Here is a 19,896-nt window from a genome sequence, read left to right as displayed (position 1 = left end):
GAACCATGGACGGGCTCTGGGCCGCGATCGGCCGCCTCATCGACCACTTCCCGCCCGCCGAATGCCGGAACTACTTCAACGCAGCAGGGTACGATGCAGCCTGATCGAATGGCGCTCTAGCGCCGAAAATTCGGCATATTCTCCCCTTGATGATGTCAAGTTTGATGACATATCAAGTCTCGTCTGTGGGGGACGTAGGGGCAGGACTGGACGGATGTTGAGTGATCGCCAGCAGTCGGCCTCAGCGAGCTATCAGGAGGTGTGAGTGCGTCGCTCTGATGAGACAATCTAAGCTAGACATGCTATAAGTTTGTACTAACATCGCCCCCCAGGTACACTGGGGGGCGATACCTATGACGAAACATGGCATAGCGTCAGCTATTAATTTCGGCCTGCTAGTTGGAACAGCGATCGGCATTTTAGTTCCCGCGTTTGTCGACAACAAAAGTCTTACCCAGATTATCGTCTCTCTTTTTGAGCCAGAATTAACGCAGTCATTTTTGTTGAAATGGCTTATTTTGATAATTTTTATACTGTGTCTTTATATATTTGTTTTAGAAAGAATGTACAAGAATACGCCAATAACGCTCATTTCGACTGGCATTGACATTGATTTCATAAAAAATGACGGCTCCGAAGTGCGCGTTCGGAGAACGCAACTGCTGAGGGCCAATCAGCTTAACGTGTCCGCTTATTTCATGAAGGCGTCGGCAACATCGCCGTCTGGCAGGATACCAAAAGCAAATATTCATGCACAGATATATTGTGATGATAGAAACTTCAATAGTTCTTTGCGTATATTCGGGAGGGAATCTGGTCAGCTTAATATATTTCATCGATTCGGTGGGGCGCTGCCATATTCATGGTATTTATGCTTGATTCCGGCTGTACTGATGAACCATGATCATGATAAGATGCCGTCGTTCTTTAGAAGGCGGATTGCCCAGAGAAAATTCGAACACGTATACATTGATGAATACAATGTCGAGTTTCCATGCATCGCTTTTACTGCAGAAAAATACCCCCAGAAAAATCTCAGTATAACAATCGATTTCAACGGATTAAATCCAAAAGTCATTGAGGTGTGGCGTGTAAAAAATAATGTCGTCATCGATATGAACTATAAAAAGGAGAACGGTAGTGACGTAGTAAAGATATTTGTAAGCAAACTACAAGAAGAAACCATAAGAATAATGTGGAAACCGCCAGGGGCGGGGCGGGAGCTGATTGAAAATGGTTCGTGATTGGCTGGCGAGATATTTCTAAGTAGATGGGTTTGGTTCCGCTGGTTTTGCGGCAGCATCCGGCCAGGGATAGAGCCGGTGGCCGGTGAAATGCGGTCCCGCGGCGGCGGTCAGCACGGCGGGTGCGCCGGCCGGCAGCGCCGCCCCGGGATCGCGCGTGCTCTCCAGCATCAGGGCCAAGGCGGGCCGGTCCGAGGTCCCGGTCGGGGCCGGCCGGGTGCGGCCGAGGAGCCGGTTGCGGACGACACCCCGCGCCGAGAGGTCCGCTGCGCCCCCGGCTCTGAGCCATGCGGCCACCGCCGCGACGGCGCCGTCACCCGCCTCGAAGCGCAGGATCGTCAGCCAGTCCGCGGCGAGGGGCTCGCCGGCCGCCATGCCGGTCTCCGGCCGGGCGATATAGGGTGTGCGGATATTGGCGATGCCGGCCATGAAGGGTGGCAGATGCGGGTCGGCCGCGGCGATCCGCCGGTAGCGGGCGAAGGCGGCGCTCTCGAAGATCGACCATCCCGGCGCCTGATAGACGTCGACGATGTCCATACGGCCGCGTACGGCCCGGTAGGAGGTGCAGGTGGTGAAGCCGGCCTCGTAGAGATGCGGGGCGTGGACATGGGCGTACCAGTCGCGGAACGGCATCAGGCCGCCCTCCGGCAGGTCGATCTCGACGACATAGACGAGCGGGTCTTCGGGGGCGGGCGATGCGGTCATCGGGCAAGTCCGGAGCGGCGAGGGCGCGGCGGCCGATCGGGCGCGCCGGCGGCCACCGCGTCAAGACCGGGACCGGGCGGGGCAGCCGTGCCCGCCCGCCCGAAGATGGGCGCCGAGGTAACCAGCCGTTAACCATGGGGGTTGTTAAGTCGCCTTGCGCGTCGGCGAATGGTCGCCGGGCATGGCCGCATTGGAGGGCAGGCGCAAGGGAGGATCCGATGGGTGCAGTGCTTCGCTTTCCGCTCGAACGACGGCGCATCCCGCGCCTGGCCGCAGACGACATGGCGGTCAGCGGTCAAATCCTGCTGCTGCCCGTGGTGCGCGTCGAGCGCCATGATCTTCCCGCGCCTCCGATCCTGACCGTCGATCCGCCCCTCAAGGGCGGCGACCGGCCGAAGCGCCGGCGCAGGAGCGCCTGACCGCGATCCCGAGAACGGGCCACCCGTGTGATGGAAGGCCCCGGCATGCCTCTGGCGCGCCCGCATCGTCGGCCGGTTTCCGCCTGGCTCGCGCTCGCCGCGACGGCGCTGATGCTTGCCGCCTGCGCCCCGCAGGGTGACCTCGGCCGTCCCGCTCCCAATGTTGTCAATGACGAGATCATGCCCTGGATCGGCGGCCACGCGGCCCGTTACCGCGACGAGCCCGTCTCCGGCTACGACTTCACCGATGCCGAGCGCGAGATGCGGCAGATGGGCTACGGCCTGATGATGCCGACCCATCCGCACGACCGCTGGAACCAGTTCTGGGCCGAGCTGCGCCGCACCCGCATCGGCGACCCCGTGCGCTTCGACCCGGACCCGCGCGGCTATTGCCACACCCTGGCCCGCGAGCCCTTCCGCTCGACGCGGACGCGGTTCGTCCGCATGATGGATGACATGCGCGCCGACCGGCAGCGCATCCGCCCCTTCTGCGACAAGGCCCGCGAGGTCATGGAGGCCGACCGGGTGCGCGCCGGCGCCCTCGGCCATATCCCGACCCTCACGCCGGTGCAGATCCGCTCGGCCCATGACCGGATCGCCGAGAACCGGACCATCGTCGCCTGGGTCCGCCACGGGCTGCGCCAGCATGCCGAGGCCTATCGCTGCGCCCTCAACACCCAGATCGTCGCCACGCCCGAGGCCGAGGCGGTGCTCGCCGAACGCGAGCTGCGCGGCCTTGAGGAGGATATCCGCGATTTCGACCGGTTCTGCGCCGCCCTGCCGGCGCGCGGCGCGGTCGCCGTCGAGCCGGCCCCGCCGCGGTTCTATCCGCGCTCGCCGCCGCCGGACGACAACGTCATCAGCAAATAGCGGCCAGCGCCTATTGTGTCGCCGGTGCCTGTTCCGGCGTCAGGATCTCGCAGAGCGACTGGGCGGCGAGCTGTTCCCGGATGAGCGGGGCGAAGCTCGGCTGCACCGCCAGCGCCCGGATCAGCACGAAGCCCTCTGTGGTCGGCGAGACGAGGATGAGATTGTCGGCCGCCGTCTCCTCCTCGTCGGTGGCGAGCTCGCGCCGCTGCGCCTGGGTCACCACGAAGAGGTCGAGGGTGCGCCGCGTCGCCGCCCGGTCGTTGATGGCACCGAAGGCGAGGCCGGTCGCGGTATAGAGGGCGATGGCGGTGTAATGCGGCGTCACCGGGGCCCGCACATGCAGCGGGCCGGCCGTGAGGTCGTAGCGGCAGACGGCGGTCTCGAAAGCCGGATCGGCCAGCGGCAGCACCAGCGAGCCGCCGCCCGACAGGGTGGTCAGGCGGTTCACCGCCGTCACCTCGGCGAGCCGGGCGCGGGCATCGTCCGGGGCGAGCCGCGGCAGGGCGAAGACCGACAGGATATGCACGGCCACGCCGAGCAGCAGGCCGGCGACGACCCAGGGCAGCGCGCCGAGCACCCGGCGGAAGGCGAGGCCGAGGCGGCCGGGGCGGCGGCTCATGGGCAGCTTACCCGGGTGATCGCCGGCAGCACCGTCGCCGCCGAAATGGTGGTCGCCACCGGGGTGTCGTAGAGCCTGAGGATGAGGCGCAGGTCCGCCACGCCGCCGGAGGGGAGCCAGTTGCCGGCCCGCGCCTGCGGCGCCACGACGATGTCGGTCCCGATCTCGGCCTGCCGCACGATCTCGTAGCTGGTGAAGACCTGGCGCTGGCCCTCCGCGACGGCCGGGGCGAAATCGGCGCGCGTCGCCGTCAGCGTCCAGAATCGGGCGGGCGGGACGCTGCCCGCCACCCGGTAGGTGCAGCGCCCGTCGAGGGTGGCGCCTTCGGCGTCGGCTTCGGCGACAAGGGCGAGACCGTCGGCGAGCGCCAGCGGCAGGGTGCCGAGCCTCGCCGTGACGGCCCGCGCATAGGGATCAGCCTCGGGAGTTCCCGCCTTGGGCGTCGCCAGCCAGGGGCCGATGCGCAGCGTGCCCGCCCCGGTGCCGCGGCCGACCGACAGGGCGGTCAGGCCGAGACCCGTCACGGCGCCGATGCCGAGCGCCAGCAGGAGGCCAGGAAGCACGCGCATTCAGCGATCATCCTTCCCCGTCGTCAGCGCAGCACCGACCCGGCCGGTCCGGCCGAGAGCGGCCCGGGGCGCAGCGTATCGGAGGCGTCCCGCAGCAGCATGTCGATCCGGCCGAGCACCTCCAGCGAGGAGCGCGACAGGATCTGCGGCCGGTCCGGCACCCCGGCCAGCGGAACCTGCGTGCCGGGAGGCACGCCCGGCACCGGCTGCGGTCCGCCCGTCAGGCCGAAGATCGGCTTGCGGTCGAGGCCCTGATGCGCCGCCGTCATGACCTGGGAGAAGGTCATGGCCGGCAGCGAGCCGCCGGTCATCCGGTTGGTCGGCGAATAGTCGTCATTGCCGTACCAGACGCCGGTGACGAACTGTCCGGAATAGCCGACGAACAGCGCGTCGCGGTAGGAATTGGTCGTGCCGGTCTTGCCGCCGACCTGGACGCCCGGGACCTGCGCCCGCCGCCCGGTGCCGGATTCGACGACGCCGACCATGATGGCGTTCATGTCGACGGCCACGTGTTCGGGGAAGACGCGCCGGCGCTCCGGCAGGTCTCGGTCGGCGCGCCAGACGAGCTCGCCGGCGGAGTTGCGGATCTCGACGGCGGCATGCGGCCGCACGCTCAGGCCCCCCGCGGCGAAGGTGGCATAGGAGGTGGTGAGTTCGACCAGTGTCACCTCCGCCGCGCCGATCGGCAGCGGCGCCGAATCGGTCAGCGGGCGGGTGATACCCATCTCGCGCGCCGTGGCGATGATCTTCTGCCGCCCGACGCGGCTGTCGCCGCGGCCCATCTGCTGCGTCAGGATGACGGGAATGGAATTGATCGAGCGCACCAGGGCGGCGGTGACGGTCGTCGCGCCGGAGAAGCTGCGGCCGTAATTCTGCGGGCACCAGTTGCCGAGGCAGATCGGCCGGTCGACCACCACCGAGCGGCCATTGATCAGCCCTTCCCGCATCGCCGCGCCATAGACGATCGGCTTGAAGGAGGACCCGGGCTGGCGCATCGCCTCGGTGGCGCGGTTGAACTGGCTGGTGCCGTAGTCGCGCCCGCCGACGATGGCGCGCACCGTGCCGTCCACCTCCATCACCACGACCGCCGCCTGGTTCGCGCCGAAATCCGGGCCGAACTGGCGGATGATGGCCTCGACCGACAGCTCCGCCTGTTTCTGGATGGTCAGGTCGAGGCCGGTACGCACCGTCAGGACGCGGTCGACCAGGCTCGGCGTCGCCGCCACCAGCCGCTTCACGTCCTCGAAGGCGTAGTCGAGATAATAGTTCGGAACCGCCTCGTCCTTGCGGTCGACCGGTGTCGCCGGATTGCGCCGGGCGCCGAAGACCTGACCCTCGGTCATAAACCCGGCATCGACCAGATTGTCGAGCACGGTATTGGCCCGGGCCCGGGCCGCCGGCAGGTTGATGTGGGGGGCAAAGCGGGTCGGCGCCTTGAACAGGCCGGCGAGGAGCGCCGCCTCCGCCAGGGTCACGTCGCGCACCGACTTGCCGAAATAATATTCCGACGCCGCCTCCGCCCCGAAGGCGCCGCCCCCCATATAGGCGCGGTCGAGATAGGTCTTCAGGATCTCGTTCTTGGTCGCCCGCGATTCCAGCCACAGCGCCAGGAAGGCTTCCTTGATCTTGCGCTCGATCGACCGCTCGTTGGTGAGGAACAGGTTCTTGGCGAGCTGCTGGGTCAGCGTCGAGCCGCCCTGCACCACGCCGCCGGCCCGCGCATTGGTGGCCAGCGCCCGGAACGTGCCGATCAGGTCGATGCCGTAATGGTCGTAGAAGCGGCGGTCCTCGGTCGCCAGCACCGCCTTGATCAGATGGTCGGGGAATTCCTCCAGCGGCACCGAATCATTGTGGCGGATGCCGCGGCGGCCGACCTCGTTGCCATAGCGGTCCTGGAAGACGACGGAGAGCTCGGAGCGCTTGCGCCAGTCGTCTTCGGTCTCGCGGAAGGCCGGAATGGCCAGCATCAGGAGAACGACGAGCCCACCGGTGCCGAGCGTCATGCCCTCCGAGGCGATCTCGGCCCCGACCCGCTTCCAGCCATAGACCTGGACCCGGTCGGCAAGGTCGGCAAGGCGCTCCCAGCCGCGCCCGATCGCCCCGGCGAGGCGCCAGGCCCCGTCGTTCAACCGGGCGTCGAGGTCGAGGAGGGCGCGCTTCAATGCGCTGCCCCACCCGCCGCTGGGAGTGAGATCGCTCAAGCCGGGCACCCTTTCTGGGCATGCTCTTGACGATTGGCTTACCATATCGGAGATCGGCGGGGCGAGCCAACGGCCCCGCGCCCCGCTCACCGATCTCTGACAACAGGGTTACCGCGCGGCCGGCCGCCGCAGTCTCCGCGCCGCCACGAGAGGCCCGCCATGGTCGACGATGCTGCAGGCGAGGCCGTCGCCGCGCCCTTCTGGCGGGTGAAGCCGCTGGAAGCGATGAGCGACGGCGAGTGGGAGAGCCTGTGCGACGGCTGCGCCCGCTGCTGCCTGAACAAGCTTGAGGACGAGGATACCGGCGAGATCCACTTCACCTCGGTCGCCTGCACCCTGCTCGACGGCGAGTCCTGCCGCTGCCGCGACTATCCGAACCGGCAGGACAAGGTGCCGGATTGTGTCCGCCTGACGCCGGCCGAGGCCCGCGCGCTGCCCTGGCTGCCGCCGACCTGTGCCTACCGCCTTCTGGCCGAGGGCCGCGACCTCTACTGGTGGCACCCGCTGGTCTCCGGCGATCCGGGCACGGTCCATGCCGCCGGCATCTCGGTGCGCGGCCGCATCACCGCCTGGGAACACGAGCTGACCGAATTGCAGGAGCTCGAGCACCATCTGGCCGAATGGCCGAATCGGGACGCCGGCCCGCCCGGTCCATGATCGTCCCGTCCGGCGGAGGGGAGGACCAGGCCATGACCGCGGAGATGCCCGGGCATGTCGATCCGAGCAGGGAGCGCTTCGCCCTGTTCAAGGACCTGCCGCGCGACCAGCCGGTCCACATGCTCAACCTGGTGAAGCTGAAACCGGCGGCGACCTATGCCGATGGCCGCACCGCGACGGGCCGCGAGGCCTATGCCGCCTATGGCCGCGACAGTGGACCGGTCTTCCGCCGCCTCGGCGGCCGCATCATCTGGTCAGGCCGTCCCGCCCTGACCCTGATCGGGCCGGAGGCGGAGGGCTGGGACATTGCCTTCATCGCCGAATATCCCTCCGGCCAGGCCTTCATCGACATGATCCGCGACCCGGCCTACCGTGAGGCGGTGAAGCACCGCCAGGCGGCGGTGGCCGATTCCCGCCTCATCCGCATGGCGCCGGGCCAGCCGGGCGCGGGGTTCGGCGAGGAGGGGTGACCGTCAGGCCGCCCGGCGTCGCGGCTTCGCCGGCGTGGCGGGCGCAGGGCGATGGTCGCCGAGTTCGTCGATGATGGGGCAGGCGCTGCGCCGGCCCGTCTCGCAGGAGCCGACCAGCGCCTTGAGCGTGCCGATCATCTCCTGCAGCTTGCGGGCCTGCTCCTCCATCTCGGCCAGGTGCTCCCTGGCGATGGCCCGCACATCGGCATTGGACCGCCCGGTATCCGACCACAGCGCCAGCAGCGAGCGGATCTGCGGGATGGAAAAGCCGAGGTCCCGGGCCCGCCGCACGAAGGCCAGCCGATGCACATCCTCGGTGGCATAGTCGCGATAGCCGCTGTCGCGGCGGCCGGCCGCCGGCAGCAGGGCGATGGATTCGTAGTAGCGGATCATCTTGGCGGAGACGCCGGAGGCGGCCGAGGCCTGGCCGATATTCATGGGCGATCTCCACTGGCAGTCCGGATCCATGCGGCCGCCGGCCGGTTGAACCGGAGCGGCGCCGCGCTTGACCCTCCCATCATGGGAAGGATTACACCGCGCCGCAAGTGCTGTAGGAGACCCGTCATGACGGCTCAGGACAACAAGGCGCCCGGCGGCTGCTGCGGCGGACACGATCATGGCCCGACGGCCCATGCCCCGAGCGGGGCCCAAGCCCCAGGGCCGGCCGCCGGCACGGTGATCGACCCGGTCTGCGGCATGACCGTCGACATCGCCACCACGCCGCACAAGACGACGCTCCATGGCATCGAGCATTATTTCTGCTCGGCCGGTTGCGTGACCAGGTTCCGCGCCGACCCCCAGCGCTATCTCGATCCGGCCAGCGCCCCGCCGCCCGAGCCCGTGCCGGAAGGCACGATGTTCACCTGTCCGATGCACCTGGAGATCCAGCAGATCGGTCCCGGCACCTGCCCGATCTGCGGCATGGCGCTGGAGCCGATGATGGTCACCGCCGATGCCGGCCCCAACGAAGAGCTGATCGACATGACCCGGCGCTTCTGGGCCGGCCTTGCGCTCGCCCTGCCGGTCTTCGTGCTGGAGATGGGCGGTCATCTCTTCGGCTGGGCCCCGCTGCCGCAGGGCTGGTCGAGCTGGGTGCAGCTCGTCCTCGCCACTCCGGTGGTGCTCTGGGCCGGCTGGCCCTTCTTCGTCCGCGGCTGGCAGTCGGTTCAGACCGGCCACCTCAACATGTTCACCCTGATCGCCATCGGCACCGGCGTCGCCTGGACCTATTCGGTCGTCGCGACCCTCGCCCCCGGCCTCTTCCCGCCCGCCTTCCGCGGCCATCACGGCGAGGTCGCGGTCTATTTCGAGGCGGCGGCGGTGATCACCGTCCTCGTCCTCCTCGGCCAGGTGCTGGAGCTCAGGGCCCGCGACGCCACCTCCGGCGCCATCCGCGCCCTGCTCGACCTTGCCCCCAAGACCGCCCGCCGCATCAGCGCCGACGGCAGCGAGGCCGAGGTGCCGCTGGACGAGGTTGCGGTCGGTGACCACCTGCGGGTGCGTCCCGGCGAGAAGGTCCCGGTGGACGGCCGCGTCATCGAGGGCCGCTCGGCCGTCGACGAGAGCATGGTGACCGGCGAGAGCATGCCGGTGACCAAGGAGCCCGGCGACCGCGCCATCGGCGGCACGCTCAACCGCTCCGGCGGCCTCGTCCTGTCAGCCGAGAAGGTCGGCCGCGACACGATGCTGGCGCAGATCGTCCAGATGGTCGCCACCGCCCAGCGGTCGCGGGCCCCGATCCAGCGCCTCGCCGACCGGGTCGCCGGCTGGTTCGTGCCGGTGGTCATGGCCATCGCCGTCGCCGCCTTCGCCGCCTGGGCGCTGTTCGGCCCGCCGCCGCAGCTCGCCTTCGCCCTGGTCGCCGCCGTCTCGGTGCTGATCATCGCCTGCCCCTGTGCCCTCGGCCTCGCCACGCCCATGTCGATCATGGTCGGCGTGGGGCGCGGCGCCGAGGCCGGCGTGCTGATCCGCGACGCCGCGGCGCTGGAGCGGATGGAGGCGGTGGACACGCTGATCATCGACAAGACCGGCACGCTGACCGAGGGCCGGCCGGCGGTGACCGCCATCGTGCCCGCCGACGGCTTTACCGAGGACGAGGTGCTGCGCCTCGCCGCTGCCGTCGAGAAGCCCTCCGAACACCCGCTGGCGGAGGCCATCGTCCGCGAGGCCGAGGCCCGTTCCATCGCCATCCCCAAGGTGCTGGGCTTCGATTCGCCCGCCGGCAAGGGCGCCTATGGCATGGTGGAGAGGAAGCGCGTCACCCTCGGTTCCGCCGCCTTCCTGGGCGACCTCGCCGTCGATGTCACCGCCCTGGCGCCGCTCGCCGACGACCTGCGCCGCGACGGCGCCACCGTCATCTTCGCCGCCGTCAACGGCAAGCTCGCCGGCCTCATCGCCATCGCCGACCCGGTCAAGGCGACGACGCCCGCCGCCCTCAAGGCGCTGGCGGAGGAGGGTATCCGCATCGTCATGCTGACAGGCGACAACCGCGTCACGGCGCTGGCCGTGGCCCGCGACCTCGGCATCGCCGCCGTCGAGGCCGACGTCCTGCCCGAGGGCAAGGCGGCCATCGTCGAACGCTACCGGGCCGAGGGCCGCGTCGTCGCCATGGCCGGCGACGGCGTCAACGACGCCCCGGCCCTGGCCGCCGCCGATGTCGGCATCGCCATGGGCACCGGCACCGACGTCGCCATGGAGAGCGCCGGCATCACCCTGGTGAAGGGCGACCTCCTCGGCCTCGTCCGGGCCCGCCGGCTGTCGGAGGCGACCATGGGCAATATCCGCCAGAACCTCGTCTTCGCCTTCGCCTACAATGCCCTCGGCGTGCCGGTGGCGGCCGGCCTGCTCTATCCGGCCTTCGGCCTCCTGCTCTCGCCGATGATCGCCGCCGCCGCCATGTCGCTGTCCTCGGTCAGCGTCATCGGCAATGCGCTCAGGCTGAGGGCGGTGAAGCTGGGGTGAGGCTGGGCCGGCATCCCATGATCACAGCTCCGTGAGGGAACCATTCCCAGGCCCACCGGTTGGTCCGGCGACACCCCGAACCGAGGAGAATTGCGATGGGCAGCACCCGCGACAAGATCAAGGGCATGGCCAACGAGGCCATGGGCAACGCCAAGCAGGGCGTCGGCAAGGCCATGGACGACAAGGAAATGCAGGCCAAGGGCAAGCTCCAGGAGCTCAAGGGCGAGGGCCAGCAGGCCAAGGGCGACGCCAAGGACGCCGTGAAGAAGGTCGTCGACAGGGCCTGATCGCCACGGAAAATAAAACCGGCAGTAAGAAAATAAGCCTTGACAGCGTTGCGCTGGTCGGCTAGGTTTTCGTCATGTTCGACAAGTGCGCCCGGCGGGGGAAACCCCAGCCGGGCGTTTTCGTTTCCGCCCCCGGGAACGTCGCCTGATGGAGGCCACCTTGCCGCCCCATGCCCCTCGTTCAAGCCCGGAGACGGCCGCCGCGGCCGCCCCCGCCGGCCGCGCTGCCCTGACGCCGGAGACGGCCGCCCCGCCGCATCCGCGCGCCGCACCGGACACGCCCCCGCCGGCGCCAGCCGGACCCGATCACCAGTCCCATGCCGGCAAGCCCTGCCCGGGTCTCGCCGACTGCCCGGAGCGGCCGCGCCTGGTGCGCCGCCTCTTCGCCGCCGCCGAGCGCGAGATCGAGGCGGTGGAGGCGAGCCTTGGCGGCCCCTCCGCCACCGCCGCCCGCCGCCTCGGCGCCCTGGCGGCGACCCTCGACCGTCTCGCGACCCTCGACCGCAAGGCCCTTGCCGGCCGCGACCCTGCCGGAGATGCCGATGCCCCCGCCGTCACCGCGCCTGTGGACGCCGACGCCTGGGCTGAGGCGCTTGCGGCGGAACTTGCTCCGGGCAAGCCCGGACAGGATCGCGGCCCTCGATCCTGAGAAGATCGCCCGCCTCCGCGCCTTCTGGCCCGCCTTCGCCCGGCCCGAGCAGATGCCGCCGCGTGGCCGCTGGCGGGTCTGGGCCTTTGTCGGCGGCCGCGGTGCCGGCAAGACCCGCGCCGGCGCCGAATGGGTGCACGGCATCGTCCATGGCCGCGACGATTTCGGGCCGCGCTGCGGCCGCATCGCCCTCGTCGGCGAGACCATCGACCAGGTCCGCGAGGTCATGGTGGAGGGGGTCTCGGGGCTGCGGGCCTGCGGCTTTCCCGCCGAGCGGCCGCGTTTCGAGCCCTCGCGTCGCCGGCTCGTCTGGCCCAACGGCGCGGTTGCCCACGGCTTCTCCTCGGAGGATCCCGAGGCTTTGCGCGGGCCGCAATTCGACGCCGCCTGGGCCGACGAGGCCGGCAAATGGGTGCAGGCCGAGGCGACCTGGGACATGCTGAGCTTCGCGCTCCGCCTCGGCGAGCGGCCGCGCGTCATGGTCACCACCACACCGCGGGCGACGCCGCTCATGCGCCGCCTGCTGGCGGACCCCGACACGGTCGTCACCCGCTCGGCCACCGCGGCCAATGCCGCCAACCTCGCGCCGGGAATCGTCAGGGCGCTGGTGGCGCGCTATGGCGGCACCCGCCTCGGCCGGCAGGAGCTCGACGGCGAGCTGATCGACGACCGCGAGGGGGCGCTGTTCTCCCGCGCCGCTGTCGAGGCCCAGCGGGTGGCTGTGGCGCCGCCGCTGAAGCGCATCGCGGTCGCCGTCGATCCGCCGGCCTCGCACCGCAAGGGCGCCGATGCCTGCGGCATCGTCGCCTGCGGCATCGACGGGGAGGGCACCGTCTTCGTGCTGGCGGATGCGAGTGCGGAGGGCTTGAAGCCCCATGAATGGGCGGGGCGGGCGGCGGTGCTCTACCGCCAGCTCGCCGCCGACGCCCTCGTCGTCGAGGTCAACCAGGGCGGCGACATGGTGGCCGCGGTGATCGGCGAGGTGGCGCCCGACGTGCCGGTGACGCCGGTGCGCGCGGCGCGGTCCAAGCACCTGCGCGCCGAGCCGGTCGCCGCGCTCTATGCTCAAGCGCGCGTCCGCCATGCCGGGCGCTTTCCCGCGCTGGAGGACGAACTCGCCGATTTCGGCCCCGACGGCCTGTCGAACGGAAGGAGCCCCGACCGGCTCGACGCCCTCGTCTGGGCCGTGACGCATCTGGCGCTCAGGCCAAGGGCCGAGGCGCGGGTGCGGGGGCTTTAGGGGCCTATCCGCCCCTGCTCGTTGAGAGTTTCGAGAATGCCCCACCCCAACCCTCCCCTCTGGCGAGGGGAGGGGGATCGGGCATCGCCGTCCCGCGGCAAGGGGGTCGACCGCTTCCTTGAGGCGTCTGGTCCAGGCGTTGCCCGCGGGTTGGGCGTGGCGCGACGACCTCGAACGCACGCGACGCCATAGTCCCCCTCCCTGCGTCAGCGGGGAGGGTGCGGGTGGGGCCTTCAGGCGCGCCTCGCCAAATGCCCTCTGACACGTCCTGTGCCGGTCTCTGTCGCTGGCGCCTTTTCGACGACCCCCTTCATCGGCCCGCTTCGGAGGCCTCATGACACCGCAGCCTTCTGGGCGTGCCGCGGGGGACACCCGCCGCGCGATCGCTTCCACGCGCCTGTTGCGTGCCATCGCCGATCTGCGCTGGGACATCCTCGTCCTCAAGACGGCGCTGGGCCTGCACCGCCGCTACGACCCGAACCAGCCGCGTGTCCCGGCCGGGAGTGCCGAGGGCGGACAGTGGACCAGTGGTGGCGGCGCATCACCGCGCGAGATGATCAGGCGCCGCGGCACGCCGTTGTCCGAGGCGACGCCGGCTCAGCTGTCCACGATCGCGGTATTGCGCGCAAGAATAGAAGCTGCGGCAGCGCGGATCAGGGAGCGCGATCCGACTTGGCGAAAACCCGAGAGCGTGACGGCGACGGTCGAAGGGCAGATCAAGCACCTGAGGGCCGTCGCGACCGAGGCTGAAGCACACCAAGCGCATTTGATCCGTTGGGGCCTCCGTGGCCCGGGGCGCTTCGCTGTCGAATCCATTCCTGCACCTGTCGATCGTCGGCTGGATCGTCCGGAACGCGACCGGTTGCAATTCCTGGGCAATCGCGATGGGTGTCACACTTGCGGAGAGCGACATCCCGGCGGAATCTTCGCCAGATGGTTCGGGGATCATCAGTTCAACAATGCTCTCAACCCATCGGGCCGACCGCAGGAGATTTTTCCGCAATGCGTGGCCTGTAGTGCCGCGCAAGGCGGTTACGTCCGGGCCATGAAAGCAAGGGAAGGCCGCTGATGCATACAGCAAGAGTTTGCCCGCCCAATCCGATCCTCTTTCTCGAAGATGCTGCCGGCGGCGAGCCGCCGATCTTCCAGCCTGACGACTTCGCCCGCCAGGCCTGCGCCACGGCCACCACCATCAGCTTCATGCTCATGGGGGATCCCGAACTCGAAACCGAGGTGGTCATCGGCTCCCGTACCGAAGTCGATCCCGGTCGCGAGCCGAAATTCGTCAAGGAAATCCCGACCCCGTCACGCCTCATCCGCGTTGTCGAGGTCGACGACACCGAGGTCTTTGCCGTGCCGGTCCCGAACGTGACGACGCGGGTGAGCCTCTGGTTCAGCCATCCCGAGTGGCCCGACAAAGTCATCATCGGCCTCGACTGACACCCCACCCCGCCCTCGCGGAGACCCCAAAATGTCCTTCCTCTCCCGTTTCCTCGGCGCCCCCGAGGCGAAGCGGTCGCGCACGGCCGCCCTCGTCGCGCTGTCGCCGCTCGGCCGCCCGCACTGGTCCTCGCCCGAGCCGAAGCGCTTCCACGGCGAGGCGCTGGCGAAGAACCCGGTCGCCGCCCGCGCCGTCGCCCGCGTCGCCCGCGCCGCGGCCGAGATCCCCTTCCAGTTCACGGAGAGCGGGTCCGATGCATCCGCCCATCCGGCGGCGCTCCTCATCGAGCGTCCCAACGAGGGCCAGGACCGCGTGGCGCTCGCCGAGATGCTGGCGACGCACCTGCTCCTCACCGGCAATGCCTATGTCGAGGCGGTGAGCGTCGATGGCCGGGTGCGCGAGCTGCACGCTCTCAGGCCCGACCGCATGCGCCTCGTGCCCGGCACCGACGGCCGGCCCGCGGCTTACGACTACGAGCTCGACGGCCGATCGCTGCGCTTTGCCCAGGAGGGGGCGGTGCCGCCGATCCTGCATCTCACCCTGCCGCACCCCTCCGACGACCATTTCGGCCTCGCACCGCTGGCCGCCGCCGCGAGCGCCGTCGACATCCACAATGCCGCGACAGCCTGGACCAAGGCGCTGCTCGACAATGCCGCGCGGCCCTCCGGGGCCCTCGTCTATTCCGGCGGCGACGGCACGCTCTCCGAGGACCAGTACGAGCGGCTGAAGGCCGAGCTCGCCGAGGGCTTTTCCGGCAGCCGCAATGCCGGCCGTCCGCTGCTGCTGGAGGGCGGGCTCGACTGGAAGGCGCTGTCGCTGTCGCCGAAGGACATGGACTTCATGGAGGCCAAGCACGGCGCCGCCCGCGAGATCGCGCTGGCCTTCGGCGTGCCGCCGCTGGTCCTCGGCATTCCGGGCGATGCCACCTATGCCAATTACCAGGAGGCCAACCGCGCCTTCCACCGCGACACCGCCCTGCCGCTGGCGCGGCGGATCATCGGGGCGCTGGCGGGCTGGCTCGTGCCGGAGGGCAGGCTTCACGCCACACCGGACGAGGACGCCATCGGCGCCCTCCATGCCGAGCGCGAGAGCCTGTGGCGGCGCATCGGCGCGGCGAGCGTGCTGTCGGACGGCGAGAAGCGCGAGGCGCTGGGCTATCCACGGGAGAAGCCGGCGGTGTGAGGCGCTGTGGGCTTTGGCCTTGTGGAATGCCCCACCCTGACCCTCCCCGCTGCGCGGAGAGGGGGACTATGGCGTCACACGCCATCGACACCCGCCGCGCCAGGCCCGTCCGCTCCGAATGAGGCGCGACGTCGAAGTCCCCCTCTCCTTCGACCCTTGGGAGAAGGGGAGGGTGCGGGTGGGGCATGACAACCCTGTCCCGTAAGACCATCCCCCGAAAGGACCGCCATGCTGCCCCAGGGTGCCGAACCCGTCGTCCGCGCCTTCGTCGAGCGCGCCGACATCGCCGCCCTGGCCCTGTTCATGTGGGCGGCGGTGACCACCGGCCTGCTGGTCTGGACGCTGAGGGAGCTCGCCGCCGCCAACCGCCGCTTCGACGCCTTCGTCCGCGAACTCACGCGCTTCAACGAGCGGGCGGCGCGCCGCCGCGGCGAGGGGCCGGAACCGTGAAAGCGAGGGTTTGCGGCAGCTTTCGCTTAACCCTCGCAACCGGTGGTGCGGCCGGCTTAACCAGGGGCCAAGCGGTCCCGGCCTAAGCCTCGCGGCGGGACAACCGGAGCCGCGCCGCCATGCTGCCCAAGGCCTTCTACCTGCTGATGCTGCCGCTCGGGATCGTCGCGGTGGCGCGGCCCGACAGTTTCAGCGCCCTGCTGGCCATGGTCGGCCACCAGCCCGCCGCGGCCACCGCGCCGGCAACGCCGGCAGCGCCGTCGGCGCTGACCGCCACGCCCAATGGCGGCTATCCCTCGCGCCGCCTGGCGGCGGGCCGCGACGGCCATGTCCGCGCCCGGGCCCAGGTCGGCGGCCGCAGCTTCGAGATGCTGGTCGATACCGGCGCCACCATCGTGGCGCTGACCTGGACGACCGGCCTAGACCTCGGCCTCGTCCGGCCGGGCATGACCATGGACACGCCGATGCAGACGGCCAATGGCCGCGTCCTCGGCAAGCGCGTCACCATCCCCCGCCTCGAGGTGGAGGGGCTGTCCGTCGCCGCCGTCGACGCCGTGGTGCTCCCCCAGGGGGCGCTGGCCGTGAACCTGCTCGGCATGAGCTTCCTGGCGAAGCTGCGCCGCTTCGAATTCGCCCAGAACACGCTGCTTCTGGAGCAATAGCCGCCCTCCCGCGGGAGGGCCCCTCCGCGGGATATCGCCATGATCCAGACCCTTCTCGACCGTCTCCGGCCGGAACGCCCCGCCGCGCCCGCCGCCGACCCGATCCGCCGTTTCGTCGCCACCCTGGAGGCGCTGGAGACGCCGCCGAAACCGCCGGGCGGCGGCCGCGTGCGCGCCCTCGACCTTCTCGCCACCCCCTTCACCCGCGCGCCGCGGAGCCCGTCATGAGCGCCGCGGCGGCCCTCCCCCCGGTGCGGCGCGACCCCGTGACCGGCCTCTTCACCGGCTATGCCTCGCTCTTCGGCATTCCCGATGCGCAGAACGACGTGGTCGAGCGCGGCGCTTTCGCGGCCTCGCTGCTCCGCCGCGGCACCGCTGGCATTCGCATGCTGTGGCAGCATGATCCGGCCGAGCCCATCGGCTGCTGGCTGTCGCTCGCCGAGGACCCGGTCGGCCTGCGCGTCACCGGCCGGCTGGTGACCCTCACCGCCCGCGGCCGCGAGGCCGGCGCATTGCTGGCCGCCGGCGCCGTCGACGGCCTCTCCATCGGCTTCAAGGCGCTGCGCGCCGAGCGCCGCCGCCGCGACGGCCCCCGCCGCCTCCTGGAGGTCGATCTCTGGGAGGTCTCGGTCGTCACCTTCCCGGCGCTGGCCGGGGCGCGGGTGACGCGGGTGGCGGCGTGACACGTCCGCCTGCAGTGCGTTCCTCCCCCAAGCCCCGCCATCGCGCGGGGCTTTGTCGTTTCCACCCCCTCAAACCCCGAGGACCCCATGCCCGAGATCCATACCTCTGCCTCCCCGGAGACCAAGACGCTCCTGCCCCACGAGGCGCAGGTGACCCACACCGAGGTCATGCGCATCTTCGAGGCCTTCAAGGAGGCCAATGATGCCCGCCTCGCCGAGATCGAGCGCCGCGCCGCCGATGTCGTCACCGAGGAGAAGCTCGCCCGCATCGACCGGGCCCTCGACGAGCGGCTCGCCCGCCTCGACCGCCTGGCGCTGGAGGCGCGGCGGCCGGGCCTTGCCCCCGAGCGCCGCGAGGCGCGGACCGGCGCGACCGAACACAAGGCCGCCTTCGAGGCCTATATCCGCTGCGGCGAGACCGCCGGCCTCCGCACGCTGGAAACACGCGCCATGGAAACCCGGGCGATGTCGGTCGGCTCGGGTCCCGACGGCGGCTATCTCGCCCCGCCGGAGATCGAGACGACGGTGACGCAGCGCCTCTCCGCCCTCTCGCCCATCCGCGCCATTGCCGGGGTGCGGCAGGTCTCCGGCGCCACCTTCAAGCGCCCCTTCGCCCGCACCGGTCCGGCCACCGGCTGGGTCGGCGAGGCGGCGGCGCGGGCGCAGACCGACAGCCCGATCCTCGCCGAACAGGTCTTCCCCGCCATGGAGCTCTACGCCATGCCGGCGGCGACCCAGACGCTCATCGACGATGCGGCGGTGGACCTCGAAAGCTGGATCGCCGGGGAGGTCGAGACCGTCTTCGCCGAGCAGGAGGGGGCGGCCTTCGTCGCCGGCGACGGCGTCAACAAGCCGACCGGCTTCCTCACCCAGACCCTCGTCGCCAATGCCGCCTGGGACTGGGGCACGATCGGCTTCGTCGCCACCGGGGCTGCGAGCGCCTTCCCCGAGGATGACCCGGCCGACGTGCTCTTCGACCTGATCTATGCCCTCAAGGCGGGCTTCCGCCAGAACGGCCGCTTCGTCATGAACCGCAAGACGCAGGCGGTGGTGCGCAGGATGAAGGACGGCGCCGGGCACTATGTCTGGTCGCCGCCGGCCCAGGCCGGCGGGGCCGCCGGGCTCTTCACCTTCCCGGTCACCGAGGCCGAGGACATGCCGGATATCGGCGCCGGCACCACGCCCATCGCCTTCGGCGACTTCCGCCGCGGCTATCTGGTCGTGGACCGGCTCGGCCTGCGCATCCTGCGCGACCCCTATTCCGCCAAGCCCTATGTGCTCTTCTACACGACCAAGCGGGTCGGCGGCGGCGTGGCGGATTACGACGCCATCAAGCTCCTGAAGGTGGCGGCGGGGTGACGCCCTCAGTTGCTTCCGCCGTCGATCCGGGCCCAGGGCGGCAGGCCCTGGCGCTCCGGGGCGCGCGGCGGCGGCAGGGTGGCGACGCGGGGATTGGCGGGGGCGAGGCTCTCGCCGGTCGCCACCGCATTGCGGATCCAGGGCGCGATCGGCACCACCGGCATGGCCACCGTCAGCGAGCCGCAGCCGCGCGTCTCCGGCGGCCCCGAGACGAGGCTGACGACGCCGACGACGCTGCCGCCGGCCAGCGCCGGCCCGCCGGAATCGCCCTGGCAGGCCGAGGGGCCGAAGCCGCGGGCGATCAACCGCATGTCGCCGAGGGCGGTATAGCCCGAGGGCGAACGCTGCAGCACCGGCAGCGTGACGCGGCGCAGCTCGCCGGCGCTGCGCATGCTGTCGAGCTGCTGGCGGCCGAAGCCGGCGATGGTGACGCGGCTGCCGGGAGCGGGATCGCGCCCGCCGAGCCGCGCCGGGCCGAAGCCGGCCGGCGGCAGGTCGCGCAGGGTGAGGACCGCGACATCGATCGGCGCGGTGCCGCCGCCGGGGCCGCGCACGCCGGGATGGCCGGCGGCAGCCACCACCGGCGTCAGCGCGATGATCCGTCCCTGGCGGATGAAGGCGACCACCGCCAGCCGCGCGCCGGCGACGCAATGGGCGGCGGTCAGCACGCTGCGGCGGCCGATCAGCGTGCCGGTGCAGCCATTGGCATCGCCGGTGACGATAAGCACGGAGGAGCGGGCGAGGGCATCGTTCGGCCCGACGGCGCTGCCGCCGATAATGGCCTCAGCCGGTGTCGCGGCGAGGCCGGCCGCCAGCACGGCGCCGGCGAGAAGGGAACGTGCGGGGGGCACGAGACGCATCAGGAACCTCCAAGGCCGCGAACGGCTTCCTCGATCCACCGCCGGTGGGGGGCCACCGGCACTGTTCCGGTCAGGGCGCCGCAGCGGGCGGTCCCCCGGCCGGTCGTCCAGCTGACGATACCCGATACGACGGACCGTCCCGCTTCGGATGCATAGACCGGCCCGCCGGAATCCCCGGTGCAGGCGCCGAGCGCTGCGCCGGCCGGGCCGGTGAGGCGCACCTGATAGGTCGAGGGCCGCCCGGTCACGGTCAAGGCGGCGGATCGCAGCACGCCGGCACTGCGGGCATCGCCCTCGGCGGCGGGCCCGAACCCGACCAGCCGGATGGGTGCGCCGGCCGCCGGCAGGGCGCCGGCCGCCAGCGGCGC

Annotated in this window: 24 protein-coding genes and 1 pseudogene; 18 read left to right on the top strand and 7 right to left on the bottom strand. The window is 70.3% G+C overall.

The genetic code is table 11. From position 1 onward, the window contains the following. Window positions 1-104: pseudogene (locus Q0C57_RS20710) on the top strand (IS630 family transposase); the annotation flags it as partial. A 249-nt stretch (window positions 105-353) separates the two neighbouring features. Then, the gene (locus Q0C57_RS20705) at window positions 354-1,244 is read left to right on the top strand and encodes a hypothetical protein (protein WP_296579713.1); all 891 of its coding nucleotides are present in this window, start codon (window positions 354-356) and stop codon (window positions 1,242-1,244) included. A gap of 18 nt (window positions 1,245-1,262) precedes the next feature. Here Q0C57_RS20705 and Q0C57_RS20700 read toward each other — a convergent pair whose 3' ends face one another. Then, window positions 1,263-1,949: a hypothetical protein gene (locus Q0C57_RS20700; protein ID WP_296579711.1), complete on the bottom strand. Its 687-nt coding sequence runs from the start codon at window positions 1,947-1,949 to the stop codon at window positions 1,263-1,265. 218 nt (window positions 1,950-2,167) lie between these two features. Between Q0C57_RS20700 and Q0C57_RS20695 the strand changes: the two genes are divergently transcribed. Together Q0C57_RS20695 and Q0C57_RS20690 are read left to right on the top strand one after the other, a co-directional pair. Then, a complete protein-coding gene (locus Q0C57_RS20695) occupies window positions 2,168-2,368 on the top strand; it encodes a hypothetical protein (RefSeq protein WP_296579710.1) in 201 nt (66 codons plus the stop codon). 45 nt (window positions 2,369-2,413) lie between these two features. Further along, entirely contained in the window at window positions 2,414-3,238 is an 825-nt protein-coding gene (locus tag Q0C57_RS20690) for a hypothetical protein (RefSeq protein WP_296579707.1), read from the top strand. 10 nt (window positions 3,239-3,248) lie between these two features. On the opposite strand, the gene Q0C57_RS20685 is transcribed toward Q0C57_RS20690, so the two are convergent. From Q0C57_RS20685 to Q0C57_RS20675, 3 genes are read right to left on the bottom strand one after another with little or no spacing between them, the layout of a single operon-like run. Beyond that, window positions 3,249-3,857 carry a DUF1254 domain-containing protein gene (locus Q0C57_RS20685; protein ID WP_296579705.1) on the bottom strand — a complete coding sequence of 203 codons (609 nt, stop codon included), beginning with the start codon at window positions 3,855-3,857 and terminating at the stop codon, window positions 3,249-3,251. After that, on the bottom strand, window positions 3,854-4,426 hold the full coding sequence (locus Q0C57_RS20680) for a DUF1214 domain-containing protein (protein WP_296579704.1): 573 nt from the start codon (window positions 4,424-4,426) through the stop codon (window positions 3,854-3,856). The genes Q0C57_RS20685 and Q0C57_RS20680 overlap by 4 nt, the downstream gene beginning before the upstream one ends. Before the next feature lie 23 nt (window positions 4,427-4,449). Next, complete coding sequence (locus Q0C57_RS20675) at window positions 4,450-6,627, bottom strand: transglycosylase domain-containing protein (protein WP_296579702.1); 2,178 nt, start codon at window positions 6,625-6,627, stop codon at window positions 4,450-4,452. A 159-nt stretch (window positions 6,628-6,786) separates the two neighbouring features. Between Q0C57_RS20675 and Q0C57_RS20670 the strand changes: the two genes are divergently transcribed. Both Q0C57_RS20670 and Q0C57_RS20665 read left to right on the top strand, forming a co-directional pair. Next, window positions 6,787-7,284: a YcgN family cysteine cluster protein gene (locus Q0C57_RS20670; RefSeq protein ID WP_296579700.1), complete on the top strand. Its 498-nt coding sequence runs from the start codon at window positions 6,787-6,789 to the stop codon at window positions 7,282-7,284. Between the two features lie 44 nt (window positions 7,285-7,328). Beyond that, window positions 7,329-7,754: a DUF1330 domain-containing protein gene (locus Q0C57_RS20665; RefSeq protein ID WP_296579723.1), complete on the top strand. Its 426-nt coding sequence runs from the start codon at window positions 7,329-7,331 to the stop codon at window positions 7,752-7,754. Between the two features lie 3 nt (window positions 7,755-7,757). Here Q0C57_RS20665 and Q0C57_RS20660 read toward each other — a convergent pair whose 3' ends face one another. Next, a complete protein-coding gene (locus Q0C57_RS20660; protein WP_296579699.1) occupies window positions 7,758-8,192 on the bottom strand; it encodes a MerR family DNA-binding protein in 435 nt (144 codons plus the stop codon). A 126-nt stretch (window positions 8,193-8,318) separates the two neighbouring features. On the opposite strand from Q0C57_RS20660, the gene Q0C57_RS20655 reads away from it, so the two are divergent. The 12 genes from Q0C57_RS20655 (at window position 8,319) to Q0C57_RS20600 (ending at window position 18,668) form a co-directional block, all read left to right on the top strand. After that, entirely contained in the window at window positions 8,319-10,715 is a 2,397-nt protein-coding gene (locus Q0C57_RS20655) for a heavy metal translocating P-type ATPase (RefSeq protein ID WP_296579696.1), read from the top strand. 95 nt (window positions 10,716-10,810) lie between these two features. Then, complete coding sequence (locus Q0C57_RS20650) at window positions 10,811-11,002, top strand: CsbD family protein (protein ID WP_296579692.1); 192 nt, start codon at window positions 10,811-10,813, stop codon at window positions 11,000-11,002. Between the two features lie 148 nt (window positions 11,003-11,150). Continuing rightward, window positions 11,151-11,651 (top strand): hypothetical protein, encoded by a 501-nt coding sequence (locus tag Q0C57_RS20645; protein ID WP_296579690.1) that lies wholly within the window; start codon window positions 11,151-11,153, stop codon window positions 11,649-11,651. A gap of 52 nt (window positions 11,652-11,703) precedes the next feature. Further along, window positions 11,704-12,891: a terminase family protein gene (locus Q0C57_RS20640; RefSeq protein WP_296579719.1), complete on the top strand. Its 1,188-nt coding sequence runs from the start codon at window positions 11,704-11,706 to the stop codon at window positions 12,889-12,891. 334 nt (window positions 12,892-13,225) lie between these two features. Beyond that, on the top strand, window positions 13,226-13,960 hold the full coding sequence (locus tag Q0C57_RS20635; RefSeq protein ID WP_296579687.1) for a hypothetical protein: 735 nt from the start codon (window positions 13,226-13,228) through the stop codon (window positions 13,958-13,960). Then, entirely contained in the window at window positions 13,960-14,331 is a 372-nt protein-coding gene (locus Q0C57_RS20630; protein WP_296579684.1) for a hypothetical protein, read from the top strand. The genes Q0C57_RS20635 and Q0C57_RS20630 overlap by 1 nt, the downstream gene beginning before the upstream one ends. A gap of 31 nt (window positions 14,332-14,362) precedes the next feature. After that, complete coding sequence (locus Q0C57_RS20625) at window positions 14,363-15,514, top strand: phage portal protein (protein ID WP_296579682.1); 1,152 nt, start codon at window positions 14,363-14,365, stop codon at window positions 15,512-15,514. 228 nt (window positions 15,515-15,742) lie between these two features. Next, window positions 15,743-15,964, top strand: coding sequence for a hypothetical protein (locus Q0C57_RS20620; RefSeq protein WP_296579679.1), 222 nt, complete (start codon window positions 15,743-15,745; stop codon window positions 15,962-15,964). Window positions 15,965-16,083: 119 nt separating this feature from the next. Then, window positions 16,084-16,626, top strand: coding sequence for a TIGR02281 family clan AA aspartic protease (locus Q0C57_RS20615; RefSeq protein WP_296579677.1), 543 nt, complete (start codon window positions 16,084-16,086; stop codon window positions 16,624-16,626). A gap of 39 nt (window positions 16,627-16,665) precedes the next feature. Further along, complete coding sequence (locus Q0C57_RS20610; RefSeq protein WP_296579674.1) at window positions 16,666-16,854, top strand: hypothetical protein; 189 nt, start codon at window positions 16,666-16,668, stop codon at window positions 16,852-16,854. Between the two features lie 38 nt (window positions 16,855-16,892). After that, complete coding sequence (locus Q0C57_RS20605) at window positions 16,893-17,309, top strand: HK97 family phage prohead protease (RefSeq protein ID WP_296579716.1); 417 nt, start codon at window positions 16,893-16,895, stop codon at window positions 17,307-17,309. A gap of 87 nt (window positions 17,310-17,396) precedes the next feature. Further along, window positions 17,397-18,668: a phage major capsid protein gene (locus Q0C57_RS20600; RefSeq protein WP_296579672.1), complete on the top strand. Its 1,272-nt coding sequence runs from the start codon at window positions 17,397-17,399 to the stop codon at window positions 18,666-18,668. Window positions 18,669-18,673: 5 nt separating this feature from the next. Here the strand turns inward: Q0C57_RS20600 and Q0C57_RS20595 are convergent, their stop codons facing one another. Further along, on the bottom strand, window positions 18,674-19,528 hold the full coding sequence (locus Q0C57_RS20595; protein WP_296579669.1) for a S1 family peptidase: 855 nt from the start codon (window positions 19,526-19,528) through the stop codon (window positions 18,674-18,676). Then, window positions 19,528-19,896 (bottom strand): trypsin-like serine protease (locus tag Q0C57_RS20590; RefSeq protein WP_296579666.1); only part of this gene is annotated, 369 nt, incomplete at its 5' end. The genes Q0C57_RS20595 and Q0C57_RS20590, both read right to left, overlap by 1 nt.

It is taken from the genome of Phreatobacter sp. (assembly GCF_022843985.1).
Lineage (GTDB): Bacteria > Pseudomonadota > Alphaproteobacteria > Rhizobiales > Phreatobacteraceae > Phreatobacter.
This window is presented reverse-complemented; position numbering and strand designations above follow the sequence as displayed.